At 34.1% G+C, this 11986-nt stretch carries 13 protein-coding genes and 2 riboswitches; of the genes, 4 read left to right on the top strand and 9 right to left on the bottom strand.

The window, feature by feature from the left end; all coding sequences use genetic code 11:
- Nucleotides 1-22 precede the first annotated feature (22 nt).
- Entirely contained in the window at nucleotides 23-979 is a 957-nt protein-coding gene (locus tag ACM26V_RS05715) for a ribose-phosphate diphosphokinase (protein ID WP_416150469.1), read from the bottom strand.
- 343 nt (nucleotides 980-1322) lie between these two features.
- Between ACM26V_RS05715 and pssA the strand changes: the two genes are divergently transcribed.
- Nucleotides 1323-2018 carry a CDP-diacylglycerol--serine O-phosphatidyltransferase gene (pssA, locus tag ACM26V_RS05710; RefSeq protein ID WP_416151798.1) on the top strand — a complete coding sequence of 232 codons (696 nt, stop codon included), beginning with the start codon at nucleotides 1323-1325 and terminating at the stop codon, nucleotides 2016-2018.
- Nucleotides 2019-2271: 253 nt separating this feature from the next.
- Nucleotides 2272-2353: riboswitch (cyclic di-GMP riboswitch) on the top strand.
- 112 nt (nucleotides 2354-2465) lie between these two features.
- The gene (locus tag ACM26V_RS05705) at nucleotides 2466-3161 is read left to right on the top strand and encodes a response regulator transcription factor (protein ID WP_416150468.1); all 696 of its coding nucleotides are present in this window, start codon (nucleotides 2466-2468) and stop codon (nucleotides 3159-3161) included.
- A 151-nt stretch (nucleotides 3162-3312) separates the two neighbouring features.
- Here the strand turns inward: ACM26V_RS05705 and pfkA are convergent, their stop codons facing one another.
- From pfkA to ACM26V_RS05690, 3 genes are all read right to left on the bottom strand, one after another.
- On the bottom strand, nucleotides 3313-4272 hold the full coding sequence (gene pfkA / locus ACM26V_RS05700; protein WP_416150467.1) for a 6-phosphofructokinase: 960 nt from the start codon (nucleotides 4270-4272) through the stop codon (nucleotides 3313-3315).
- Nucleotides 4273-4476: 204 nt separating this feature from the next.
- Nucleotides 4477-4521, bottom strand: a complete 45-nt coding sequence (locus ACM26V_RS05695) for a hypothetical protein (RefSeq protein ID WP_416151797.1) — start codon at nucleotides 4519-4521, stop codon at nucleotides 4477-4479.
- A gap of 106 nt (nucleotides 4522-4627) precedes the next feature.
- Nucleotides 4628-5308: a S1 family peptidase gene (locus tag ACM26V_RS05690; protein ID WP_416150466.1), complete on the bottom strand. Its 681-nt coding sequence runs from the start codon at nucleotides 5306-5308 to the stop codon at nucleotides 4628-4630.
- A gap of 371 nt (nucleotides 5309-5679) precedes the next feature.
- Here ACM26V_RS05690 and ACM26V_RS05685 point away from each other — a divergent pair, with 371 nt between their 5' ends.
- Nucleotides 5680-5979, top strand: a complete 300-nt coding sequence (locus ACM26V_RS05685) for a DUF4190 domain-containing protein (protein WP_416150465.1) — start codon at nucleotides 5680-5682, stop codon at nucleotides 5977-5979.
- Nucleotides 5980-6029: 50 nt separating this feature from the next.
- On the opposite strand, the gene rlmN is transcribed toward ACM26V_RS05685, so the two are convergent.
- The 3 genes from rlmN to ACM26V_RS05670 form a co-directional block, all read right to left on the bottom strand.
- Complete coding sequence (rlmN, locus tag ACM26V_RS05680; protein WP_416150464.1) at nucleotides 6030-7112, bottom strand: 23S rRNA (adenine(2503)-C(2))-methyltransferase RlmN; 1083 nt, start codon at nucleotides 7110-7112, stop codon at nucleotides 6030-6032.
- A 288-nt stretch (nucleotides 7113-7400) separates the two neighbouring features.
- On the bottom strand, nucleotides 7401-7556 hold the full coding sequence (gene sda / locus ACM26V_RS05675; RefSeq protein ID WP_416150463.1) for a sporulation histidine kinase inhibitor Sda: 156 nt from the start codon (nucleotides 7554-7556) through the stop codon (nucleotides 7401-7403).
- A gap of 7 nt (nucleotides 7557-7563) precedes the next feature.
- Nucleotides 7564-7647: riboswitch (cyclic di-GMP riboswitch) on the bottom strand.
- A 596-nt stretch (nucleotides 7648-8243) separates the two neighbouring features.
- The gene (locus ACM26V_RS05670) at nucleotides 8244-9161 is read right to left on the bottom strand and encodes an aldo/keto reductase (protein ID WP_416150462.1); all 918 of its coding nucleotides are present in this window, start codon (nucleotides 9159-9161) and stop codon (nucleotides 8244-8246) included.
- Between the two features lie 268 nt (nucleotides 9162-9429).
- Here ACM26V_RS05670 and ACM26V_RS05665 point away from each other — a divergent pair, with 268 nt between their 5' ends.
- The gene (locus tag ACM26V_RS05665; RefSeq protein ID WP_416150461.1) at nucleotides 9430-10050 is read left to right on the top strand and encodes a 3'-5' exonuclease; all 621 of its coding nucleotides are present in this window, start codon (nucleotides 9430-9432) and stop codon (nucleotides 10048-10050) included.
- Between the two features lie 25 nt (nucleotides 10051-10075).
- Here the strand turns inward: ACM26V_RS05665 and ACM26V_RS05660 are convergent, their stop codons facing one another.
- Both ACM26V_RS05660 and ACM26V_RS05655 read right to left on the bottom strand, forming a co-directional pair.
- Nucleotides 10076-10903: a sulfurtransferase gene (locus ACM26V_RS05660; protein ID WP_416150460.1), complete on the bottom strand. Its 828-nt coding sequence runs from the start codon at nucleotides 10901-10903 to the stop codon at nucleotides 10076-10078.
- 51 nt (nucleotides 10904-10954) lie between these two features.
- On the bottom strand, nucleotides 10955-11815 hold the full coding sequence (locus tag ACM26V_RS05655; RefSeq protein WP_416150459.1) for a DMT family transporter: 861 nt from the start codon (nucleotides 11813-11815) through the stop codon (nucleotides 10955-10957).
- Between the last annotated feature and the right edge of the window lie 171 nt (nucleotides 11816-11986).

The raw sequence follows: 11986 nt of genomic DNA, 5'->3' as shown, positions 1-11986 counted from the left end.
TTGTAAACATTAATCCTATTTCTTAATCAAATAATGAGCTAACTGATTCGTTATTATGAACTCGTAAGATACCTTCGGCTAATAACTCACCTATAGAAAGAGAGGTAATTCGTTCATCCCTTTTTTCTTCCGTTTGGTAGATAGAGTTTGTAATTACAACTTCTTTTAGCTGCGAATGACGAATTCGTGCAACAGCTGGTTCGGACAGAACACCATGAGTACAACACGCATAAACTTCATTCGCACCATTTTGCATCAAAGCAAGTGCTCCAGATGTTACTGTTCTTGCTGTATCAATCATATCATCAATGATAATTGCTGTCTTACCTTCAATATCTCCAATAACATTAATACCAAGAACTGCGTCCGGAGCATCACTTCTTTGCTTATCCAAAAACGCAATTGGGCAATCAAGTTTATTTGCTAGCGCTCTTGCTCTTGACGTTCCAGCATTTTCAGGTGCAACAACAACTATGTCCTGTAGTTTTTTCTCAAGAAAATAATTCGCAATAATTGAATTAACATTTAACTGATCGACGGGAATATTGAAAAACCCTTGAACTTGAGGAGCATGTAAATCAACCGAAATAACCCTAGTCGCACCAGCGGCTTCCAGCAAATTAGCAATTAATTTTGCTGTGATAGGCTCTCTTGATCGAGCTTTTCTATCTTGCCTTGAATAACCATAGTAAGGGATTACAATATTAATAGTCTGCGCTGATGCTCTCTTTAAAGCATCAATCATAATAAGTAATTCCATTAAGTATTCATTACCTGGTTCTGCTGTTGATTGGATTAGATATGTATCAAAACCTCTTATCGTCTCTTCAATATTCATCTGAACTTCTCCATCTGCAAAACGTTTAATTGAACATTTACCTAACTCAACTTGCATATGCTCTGCAATTTCCTCAGCGAGAGGTGGATTGGAATTCAGTGTAAATAATTTCATCTTTGATAAATCTCTATTATTGCTCATGTTTCCCCTCCATAATTCATCATCTTTGAACTATTCTATCACAATATTTATCATCTGTTGATGTAAATCGTATAAAAGCCTTTTATTATTTATTGTCCTCTTAACACTATTTTATTCGATGGCTAAGTTTTAGTCAGCAAAAATCGATAAATTCCTAATATAACAATAGTGCAAGTTTAATGTTGAGGCAAAATTAAAGCTTTAGATCTTCCTATTATCTATACTAGATAATTGTATAAATAGTGGTAAAAAGGTATAATTTAATGGATGTGTTTATATTCTATAAAATACTTTTTAAAATATTCAGTTTATGATATTAAAGGATTCGATTGGACGTGATCATTTGTTAAGAAGAAACATACCTAATGGCATAACGATGTCAAATTTAATTTTCGGTTTTTTATCTATTGGATCAGCATTCATGAGTGATTTCCAAAACGCAGCGATTTTCATCTTAATCGGAATGATGTTAGATAGTATGGATGGTTGGATGGCAAGAAAACTTGATGTAGAAACCGCTTTTGGTAAAGAATTAGACTCTTTAGCGGATATTGTTACTTTCGGAATAGCTCCTGCTATTTTAATGTTTGGTACTACCTTTTCCAATATGGGAATGATAGGTCTTATGATTGCGGGTATGTTCCCTTTTTTCGGTGCGATTAGGCTTGCAAGATTCAATATAGATGAAGAAACAACATCTTCAAAAGGTTTTTTTACAGGAGTGCCAATAACTGCAGCAGGTGGTATTATTGCACTATTAACAATCTTTAATTTTATCGTTCCCCAAGCAGCTATTTCTGTCATTTATACATTGTTATGTGTTTTGATGGTCAGTAAATTGAAAATCCCTAGTTTAAAAGAAGTGCCAATTCCAAAGTATGGAACTATTATAACTGCATTGCTAGCTTCAATGCTTATAGTAACAGGTTTCAACGCTTCTATTGAATATTCAAATTGGATTATTTTTGCTATATTACTTTATTTAGCATTTATGCTCATTCATTTTATATTGAAGAAAAAAAGATTGAATTCAAAGTAATACTAAAAAGACCACTGATTACTATTAATCAGTGGTCTTTTTTATATGAAAGTTGATTATCTTTAAAAGTCCTGTATTATTGATAAAAATTTGTTTATTTTATTGACTAAGGGGTATTAAAAGTAACATAACGTATAGGAAATTCCCTCTCTTTTACAATAAAATAAGAATTCTGTTGAAATTTGTAGATAATTGTTGTAAAATTTAATAGTAGTAGTTCTTAGGTATCGTATTTGCACTAAATTGACAATTGAAACGTAAGTGGCAAAACTGTGGAAACACAGTGACGCAAAACTATAGGGGCTAAAGCAATGCTACGCCAGCCAGTTGCCGTTTCAGGAGAACATCCTGTTACAGGGGTGTTTTTTTTCGCTCCTTTATTGAGGCAGTTTGCTGACTTTGTATAGTTCACTATAGTGAAAAAACTATACACAAGGAGGTTCACTCATGTTACAAATGAATGTAAAGGTCCTAGAAGAAGATCGAAATTCTCTTGTATTTAACGATCCAATGAACTTAATTTCAGATTCGGTTAAGAAAGAAATGAGCGACCTTATTGAAATCTACGAGTCCAAAACTAAAGTTCCCGCTAAAAATGATTTAAGAAATTTGACTTTTTATAGTATACAAGGTTATGACGATCAAACAAAACAATTTCTTGCAGAACAGACCAAATGTGGCGATGAACAGTCTATAAATCTTCTCATCGTTGATGGCCCACTCCACACAGACTTATTGAAATTTTTACTTTTACCCGTTAATGGAATTGTAACGATACCTTTTCTAACAGATAATTTTGACTTTGTTATGGACGGATTAGCACAACATGATGTAATCTTAGAACATGGGTTGCACAAAAAATTAAGTAAAGATTTGATACACAAAAAGTCATTCTCTACACCTATTAAACAATTTATATTAAATAAAAATAAAATTTCAATTGATTTATCCGATCGAGATCATCAAGTTCTACAGCTGCTTTTAGATGGGCATAGTAATTCAGAAATAGCTGAAAAAATGCATTTTGCCAGATCTACCGTTTCAACAATCATTAGTGCTCTACTTAAGAAAATGAAAGCATCTGATCGAACGGATGCTACAGTTAAAACTATTCGATATGGATGGGTAGACTGTTATAGGTGAATTTTGTTACTAAAAAACTACTAAAGCATGATGATAAAAATCATGCTTTATTTTTTGTTACTTCGCATATGTAAGAATTGCCCCTGGACTTATGGATTTACCAATTTGTGTCTCAACTTGAAGGGCAATGGCCTGTGTAATTTTTTAGTCATTAAATCGAAAGTATCTCAGTTAAACGAAACAAATCATTGTCGAATTCTTTGTTCACTTCTAAAGATTCTGTAATATTCATATAAAATAAATGATTATCTTTTATTCCTATCACTTTATTCGTTTCTCCTTCAATGAGCAGTTCAACTGATTTCACCCCCATTTTACTACCCAAAATTCTATCGAATGATGATGGATCGCCACCTCGCTGAATAAAACCTAACGTTGTTTTCCTTGCATCTACCCCTGCTTCGTTTGCTAATTGGTTCTTTAAATTTGAAGCACTGCCTGATCCTTCTGCGAGTAAAATAATGTGATGAAGTTTCCCGCGTTTTTTTCCATCGTTCAATTTTTTAATTATTTCATCCATGTCAACTGGTCTTTCAGGAGTTATAATTATTTCCGCTCCACCAGCTATTCCAGCATGAAGAGCGAGATCCCCGCAATTTCTCCCCATCACTTCAATAATTGTTGCCTTTTCGTGAGAGGTTGATGTATCGCGAATTTTAGAGATCGCTTCCAAAACTGTATTAACAGCAGTATCAAATCCAATTGTATAATCTGTATAAGCTAAATCGTTATCAATCGTACCAGGGATCCCAATCGTCTTAATCCCCATATTGCTTAGTTCCCTCGCACCTTGAAATGAGCCATCTCCACCAATAACTACAAGTCCATCAATGTTATTTTCCTGTAATTTCTTCATCGCTATTTTTCTACCTTCTAAAGTTTTGAACTCTTCACAACGAGACGATTTCAACATCGTTCCACCTTTATGAATAATATCTCCAACAGAAGACGCTTCCATCTGAGTCATGTCACCATCAATTAAACCTTGAAACCCTCGATTGACTCCCATCACTTCAATATTATGATAAATAGCGGAACGCACAACAGCACGTATTGCGGCATTCATACCTGGAGAATCTCCTCCACTTGTTAATACGCCAATTTTTTTCATTTTAAAGTCCCCCAAATATATTTGATGTCTGACATCCAACATATATTCTATGTTACACAGTATTTTAAAAAAAATCTAGCTTTTTTATAGAACGCTTTCAGCTTTTTATCTATTCATCGAAGAAAATCATTAAAATTATTAAATAAAACAAAAAAAAGCAGTCACATGATTAACTACTTTTTTTCGTTTAAATTGTGATCCAAGTTACTTCATATATGAAATCCCGACGATGATTAACAAAACAAACATGACAACAATAAGAATAAAAGACATTGAATCACCCGCCTTTATCATAATAACTTACAGTATATGTTATGTTAGTTCACCGAGTTTCGATTGGATTTCTTGTATTTTGCTAGTCTGTATAGTCCATGAATTCAACTAAATCTTCGAGAGGAATAGCAAGTCCTACTTTTGTCCTTGAACCCTCATGTTCCACTCTTGTTGTAGCATAAACGACTCCAACGACATATCCTTGATCATTAATAACGGGACTTCCACTACTACCTTGATAGATAGGTGCATCGAGCATAATAACAGGCTGGGCTCTGCTTTGGAATGTAGTTGTGCCAATTAGATTACCTTCGTTTGCAATATAATTAAAGAAAAGTGGATTACCAATAACATAAACTGGTGAACCTACTTCCCAATTTTCTTCAAACTCTAATACTGGTGGAGAATAATCGCCGGGGTCAATCTTAAGAATTGCAATATCCGACTCTTCATTTTTTTCTACGACATTCGTAAGAAAACTTTCACCATCTTCAAATGTCACTACAGGTTGTGGGTCATTACTTACAACATGTTCATTCGTCATAATATGTCCATCTTCTGAAATGTAAAAGCCAGTTCCTTTGCTATTACCTGCTCTCACAACCACAATGGATTCTTTGTAGAGTTGAACGTCTTCATTATTAGACAATTCCTGCGATGTAGCAATGAAGTCTATAGCAGGGAGGTTAAAGAGCTTTGGCCATATCGCAAATACGTTGCTTAGTAACGCAACAATCAGTAACGAAGCTATGAAAATTTTCATTCCTTTTCTTTTTATCTTTGGTTGTGATACTCTCTCTTCGGATTCTCCCTCTGGATTAAAAAATTCTTCTTTTGTGTAATATCTTTCACCATCAAAAAATAAATCTTCTTCTTTTTCTACTAAAGTTTTCTTTTCGGGTTTATCATTTCTATTATTATATTCATGCTGATCATCTGTAATCGTTTTCCCCTCCCATTCAACACACCGGCCGCCATTCTTCTCAAATATCTTATCATATAATGAGCGAGATGACAGTGTCGTGAAATAATATAAAATATTAAATCTTTCAGCTTCTATTTTAATAACAATTGTTACCTAATAAGTTTCCATGTAAAATAGAACGATATAATATAAAGAAATGAGGAGTTTTAATGGAAAATCAAAACCAAGATAACTTTCAGGAAAAGAATGCCTCTCAATACAACTACAATGTTAAAGCAATTATTTCCGGTGTTACTGGAGCTCTTTCAGTAATATTCTTTTTTTTAATACTACCAGTAGGTATGTTTCTCGGTTTTTTTAGCGTTTTATTTGGTATTATCGCATTATTTGAAATAAAAACAACAAAACAACACGGGAAACTAATCGCTGTACTGGGCTTTATTGGAGGCGCAATCACAGTAGCTCTGCCATTTCTCGTAATCTTTTTTGCAATTATTACAGGTTATTAAGTATTAGAAATAAGACCTCGCAAGAACTGCGAGGTCTTAAGTGAACGGATTTAAACGTTAGATTTCGCTTTTGCTTTATCCTTTTGCATTTGTTTACTCCTTAACTGACCACAGGCAGCATCGATGTCAGACCCTTGTTCATGACGCACGCCACATTGAACACCATTTTTCATGAGAATATCAAAAAATGTCAGAATGGATCCTTTTTTACTTTGCTTGTACTGAATATACTCATCCACAGGGTTATATGGGATAAGATTAATATAAGTCAGCTTCTTTTTGTCCTTGACTAATTCTACCAGCTCTCTAGCATGCTCTGGATTATCATTAACACCATCAAGCAGAATATATTCAAAAGTGATTCTTCGGTTTGTGTTTTCTAGGTAATAATCAACAGCTTCCATTAATTTTTCGATGGGCTGTGCTTTATTTACCTTCATTATGCGGGTACGGAGTTCATTGTTTGGAGCGTGAAGTGAAACGGCCAAGTTAACTTGAAGCTTCTCATCAGCAAATTGATATATTTTCTTAATAATACCACTCGTTGAAACGGTAATATGTCTCGCTCCTATCGCTAATCCTCTATCACTGTTAATAACTCGGAAGAAGTTCATCATGTGTGTATAATTATCAAACGGCTCTCCAATACCCATGACAACAATATGACTAACTCGTTCGTCTTTGTCCGTTTCATCCATGCTATGCTGTACATTCATTACCTGCTGGACAATTTCTCCACTCGTTAAATCACGATCCTTAGAAAGTAATCCACTTGCACAAAAACTACAGCCAATATTACAACCTACTTGTGTCGTTACACAAACGGAATTTCCATAGGCAAATCTCATTAATACCGTTTCAATTAAATTTCCATCACTTAACTTAAATAGAAACTTTTCCGTTCCATCACTTGATACTTGTTTAGAGTGTAATTCCAATGTTTTCATTTCAAAATGATCTTCTAACAGTTTAATACAGTCTTTTTTTAAATTTGTCATTTCAGCGAAAGTTTTCACCCTTTTAACATATAGCCAGTCCCATACTTGAGTCGCTCGGAAAGGTTTATGCCCACGCTCTTCAAACCATGTTTTTAATTGGTCAAACGTTAACCCGTAAATTGATTCTGTCTTCATTCTTGTACCCTCATTTCAAATCTTGATCAATAAAATGTATTATTAGTGTCATTTACATCGATATCTTCATGCCATCAGACATTATCTCAAGTTTTGCTGAAAAACTCAAGTTTACTGATTTTTTCCCTTATTTTTGTTATTTGATTAAAAAATATCAACTGCTTCTTTACTCCTAATTAAGCTTTACTTACTTGAAAAATTAACAACATCAAATCTTATGTTTTTATTTTTCTGATGCAAAAAAGGCAATTCACTATTAACAGTGAGATCGCCTCTTTTGTAAAAGAATCAAGAAAAAGAATATCTTTCTTTACTAATGCCCCTCTTATCCAATTCTGCTTCTAATATTTTAATGAAGTCTAAATCGAGCTCAAGTTCCTTAGCACTGTGATAAATTTCTATCAGCTGATTATCCTGCAAAGTATTAATCGTAGAAGACATCATACAACCCCCCTGCTAAGGTCGGTTGCACTACCTGCTCCAAACTATTCAAGTGCCCAAGTACAAATAGTTTTTCATAGCTCCCTTATTTATTTTGTGTTAGATTGAAACCTATTGAACATAAATTCGCTATTTAATAGAACATTATCTTTAATTATCATTATAACATATTTATACCTAATTAACAGAATGCATGTTCTCTTTTGGTGAAAACAGTGCGAAAGTTTGGTTATTAAGAACCTCACTAAATAAATTTACGATGATTATTATTAATTCCATTACTTAAATCCCATAAACAGTTATGATTAATTAAAATTTCTTTCCAGAATGATTTAAGTAAGCTATTATCTTCATTAATAAATTATTATTATTGCCTTTGCAGACCCCAGAGTTTTTCCAGTAATTAAAACTTTCTTAATTCACTAATCCCCCCTCCATGAACCTCCTTTAACACTTATTCGCCACAAAAATTTTAATTCCTTTACAATTATACAAATAAATTACAAAATACCTATATTTTTTTATCAAAATTCAAAAGTGTTATTTAAAATGTAAAATAAAACTGGCCAATAACCTTAAATATCATTAATAAAAATAAATGGAAAGGGAATTTACCCATTCCATTCATCGAAAACAAAACACAAAACATTTAATCAAAAAACAAATGATTACAGATTATTTATACAAGATTTATGGCAATTTATTCCCTGCAGCCAAATATAGTTCGTACCACTCTTGTCTAGTTAATTTGACGTCTACAGCTTTAGATATATCTTGAATGCGGGTTGGATTCATTGAACCTATTACCGGTTGAATAGTAGCAGGATGTCGCAAAATCCATGCAATTGCAATAGCTGAATCAGTCACACCTTTTTCAGCAGCAATTTCCTGAAGTTTTTTATTTACTTCAGGAAAATCTTTATTCCCGACAAAGGCACCTTCAATCATACCGTGCTGAAATGGTGACCAAGCTTGGATCGTCATGTCATTTAACCTACTATATTCAAGAATATTACTGTCATGAACGATAGATGAATCGTTTTTCATATTAACATTGAATCCGGCATCGATCATCGGTGTATGTAGAAGGCTGAATTGAAGCTGATTAATGATCAAATCTTCTTTTATGTATTTTTTTAACAGTTCAACTTGCATTGGATTTTGGTTACTAACACCAAAGTGGCGAACTTTTCCTGATTGTTTCAATTTCGTAAATGCTTCAGCAATTTCTTCAGGCTCCATGAGTGAGTCTGGACGATGCAATAATAAAATGTCAATGTAATCTGTGTTTAATCGATTCAAACTACCTTCAACAGAAGTCAAAATGTGTTCTTTTGAGAAATCGAACGAACCTTTTCTTATTCCACATTTTGACTGGATAACCATTTTATCTCGAACTCCTGACTTCAAATCAACCGCGCCAGCAAAAACTCTTTCCGATTCTCCTCCTCCATAAATATCAGCGTGATCAAATAAATCAATTCCAGCTTCCATCGAAGAATGAATCACTTTAGCAGCTTCATTTTTAGAAAGTTTGTCCATTCGCATACAACCTAATGAAATTTTTCCAGTTTGTAAATTACTCGTACCTAATTTGATTTTTGTCAAAAAGACACCTCATTTCGTATATTGATTATATTTTAACACGACATCTCAAGAAACATAATCAAACTAGCTTAAAACAACATTTATTAGTTTGTAGTACCCAAGACCGTTTAAGTTTAAAATCCTTCTAATTGCATGCTTTTTTTAATCCTTAATCCTCTACCAATCTCATTATACTATCTTAATTGTATAACTCCCTCTTCCCTTCTCTTACAACTCCTGTTAATCTAGTAGAATCACAGAATAGAAAGTATCAGGAGGAAATCCATCCATGAATTTTGTATCGCTTGATTTTGAAACTGCTTCGCGCGAACGAGGAAGTGCTTGTGCGATTGGTCTCGTTCATGTAGTTAATGACGAGATTGTTGAAGAAAAATACGCCCTCATACGACCAAGAGATCCATATTTTGACCCTTTTTGTCAACATGTGCATGGCATAAGTTGGGACGATGTAAAAAATGAACCAACATTTGCAGAGTTGTGGCCTGATTGGGTCGGGTATTTTCAAGGTCAACTTGTCGTAGCCCATAATGCTAGTTTCGATATAAGTGTTCTACGCCATGCCTTGGATCAATATGCTATTCCATACCCAACCATGGAATATAATTGTACCGTTAGTATTGCAAAGAAAACATGGCCTGAATTTTATAATTATAAACTAAATACGATTGCACATTACTTAGATTTAACGTTTGATCATCACCATGCTTTGGAGGATGCTAGAGTTGCAGCAAATATCATTCTGAAAGCTTCTGAGATACATAATGCCTTTGAAGAAGAAGAATTTTTGCAAAAAATAAATCTCACAAACGGTGTTTTATCACCTGGAGGGTATCTCACTCCTGGAATGAACAAAAAAAGAATGAAATCATTAAATAAAAAAGCAAAGTGACGATTCTACCGTCACTCTGCAAAAACTATTTGATTGTATTAATTGGATTTTCTTTATAAGAAATCCAGTCGCTCCAGCTTCCTGCATATAACTTCGGTTCGGCGCCAAGCTCACTTAAAGCTAATATATTCACGCAAGCTGTTACACCTGACCCACAATAAATAATCACTTCTTTATCAGCGTTTACATAAATATCTAAGTCTCTTTTTAAATTATCTAGATCTTTCCAGTTTCCATCAGCATCGGTTCGGTCTTGCCAATCTTCTTGGAAGGCTCCTGGAATATGTCCGCCAATAGCATCAATAGGTTCCACCCCATCGAATCTTTCTTTGGAGCGAGAATCTATTAACAGCACTTTGTTGTCGTCTAATTTACTTTTTACTTCACTCATTGAGACGAGTAAATCATTATTCACTCGACATTCATAGTCGGATTTTCTTGGTTCAGGTATTTGACTGCTTGTAGGATATCTTTGCTTCAACCAATTACTGTATCCACCATTCAAAACAAATACCTGATCATGTCCTACATACTTCAACATCCACCAAACCCTCGATGCCATCGCCCCTGCCTGATCATCGTAAACAACAAAAATACTATTGTTTGACACTCCCGACTCTCGAAGCTTCTGAGTGAAATTTTCTAAGTCAGGAAGTGGATGTCTTCCTCCGTGAGTTTCCACGTTACTGGATAGGTCTTTCTCTAAATCAAAATAAATCGCACCTGAAATGTGATTCTGACGGTATTCAGACAAGCCTTTTTCAGGGTTTCCCAAATGAAAACGACAGTCTATAATAACTAACTCATTTAAACGATCATTTACCCAATTTGCCTGTACAAGGTTTTTGCTCAATGAATTCATCCCCTTCTAGTGAAAATTTATTAAATATCTGTTTCACCCTATTTACTTCCGTTTAGCTTGTGTCGTCATAATGACACCAGCAATAACGATGACTGCCCCTGTAATTTGCATAGAAGTAATCTGCTCACCTAACCATAAATATGCTCCTATTATTGTAAATACAGGGAGAAAATTTAAGAAAATAGAAGACTTTGATGCACCAAGAACACTAACAGCTCTGTTAAAAAACATCAATGCGATAAACGACGGAAATACGCCCAAATACAAGAGGCCCACCATTAAATTTGGTTCAAACAACGTCGGAACGCCAACAAGCAACCATTCGACAGCAACAATGGGTAACAAGACTATAATAGATATGCCAGTCATAACTAGGAGCGCAGCAAAGGAAGGGAATAAGTGCATATATTTCTTCACCATTATCGAATAAATAGACCAAGATATTATTGCCCCAATCATGATAAAGTCACCCGGATTCCAGATCATTGAGGCTAGATTAAATATCTTCCCATCCATGACAACCCATAAAGCTCCAATCAATGAGAGGCAGACTCCAAACCATTGAATCTTTATTAATCGTTCTTTTAACAATATAGCACTTAAAACAACGGTTAATGCAGGTATAACAGTTTCCAAAACGGCTACATTTGACGACGTTGTAAATTGTAGCGATCCATATATAAATGTATTGAAAAAGGTGACACCTGACAAAGTCATGAATATAAAAGGTTTTTTGTATTGGAGAAACAGTGCTCTATCTTGCCAAGCTTTTTTCCAGGCAATTGGTAATATGATAAGAAATGCAATGAATAACCTGAAAAAAGCGATCGTAAACGGTGGTAACTCATTTATCGCTTTACCGATAAGGATGTTTCCAGCATAAAATATCACGACAAAAATCATTAATATGTAAGAATATAAAATTATTCTCCCTCCTTCTTCGTTGGTATAAGTTCAATTACTTATGTAAAAATAATGTTTGTTTCTTGATTTTACTACTATTAGCTCTTTAATAGTGAAACCAAGAACTCAATCTTAGCATATATTTAAAATAATTTTGTTAAACTATCCAAA

Source organism: Salipaludibacillus sp. HK11, from assembly GCF_047795645.1.
Classification (GTDB): Bacteria; Bacillota; Bacilli; order Bacillales; family Salisediminibacteriaceae; genus Salipaludibacillus.
The sequence above is the reverse complement of the archived record's forward strand: the minus strand, read 5'-3'. Positions and strand labels throughout refer to the sequence as shown.

What these genes read in the sequence shown, in the direction of transcription:
- ACM26V_RS05690 (WP_416150466.1), bottom strand. Translation starts at nt 5,308, where the DNA reads ATGAAAATTTTCATAGCTTCGTTACTGATTGTTGCGTTACTAAGCAAC.
- ACM26V_RS05655 (WP_416150459.1), bottom strand. Translation starts at nt 11,815, where the DNA reads ATGATTTTTGTCGTGATATTTTATGCTGGAAACATCCTTATCGGTAAA.
- ACM26V_RS05665 (WP_416150461.1), top strand. Translation starts at nt 9,430, where the DNA reads ATGAATTTTGTATCGCTTGATTTTGAAACTGCTTCGCGCGAACGAGGA.
- ACM26V_RS05685 (WP_416150465.1), top strand. Translation starts at nt 5,680, where the DNA reads ATGGAAAATCAAAACCAAGATAACTTTCAGGAAAAGAATGCCTCTCAA.
- sda (WP_416150463.1), bottom strand. Translation starts at nt 7,556, where the DNA reads ATGATGTCTTCTACGATTAATACTTTGCAGGATAATCAGCTGATAGAA.
- pfkA (WP_416150467.1), bottom strand. Translation starts at nt 4,272, where the DNA reads ATGAAAAAAATTGGCGTATTAACAAGTGGAGGAGATTCTCCAGGTATG.
- rlmN (WP_416150464.1), bottom strand. Translation starts at nt 7,112, where the DNA reads ATGAAGACAGAATCAATTTACGGGTTAACGTTTGACCAATTAAAAACA.
- ACM26V_RS05705 (WP_416150468.1), top strand. Translation starts at nt 2,466, where the DNA reads ATGTTACAAATGAATGTAAAGGTCCTAGAAGAAGATCGAAATTCTCTT.
- ACM26V_RS05715 (WP_416150469.1), bottom strand. Translation starts at nt 979, where the DNA reads ATGAGCAATAATAGAGATTTATCAAAGATGAAATTATTTACACTGAAT.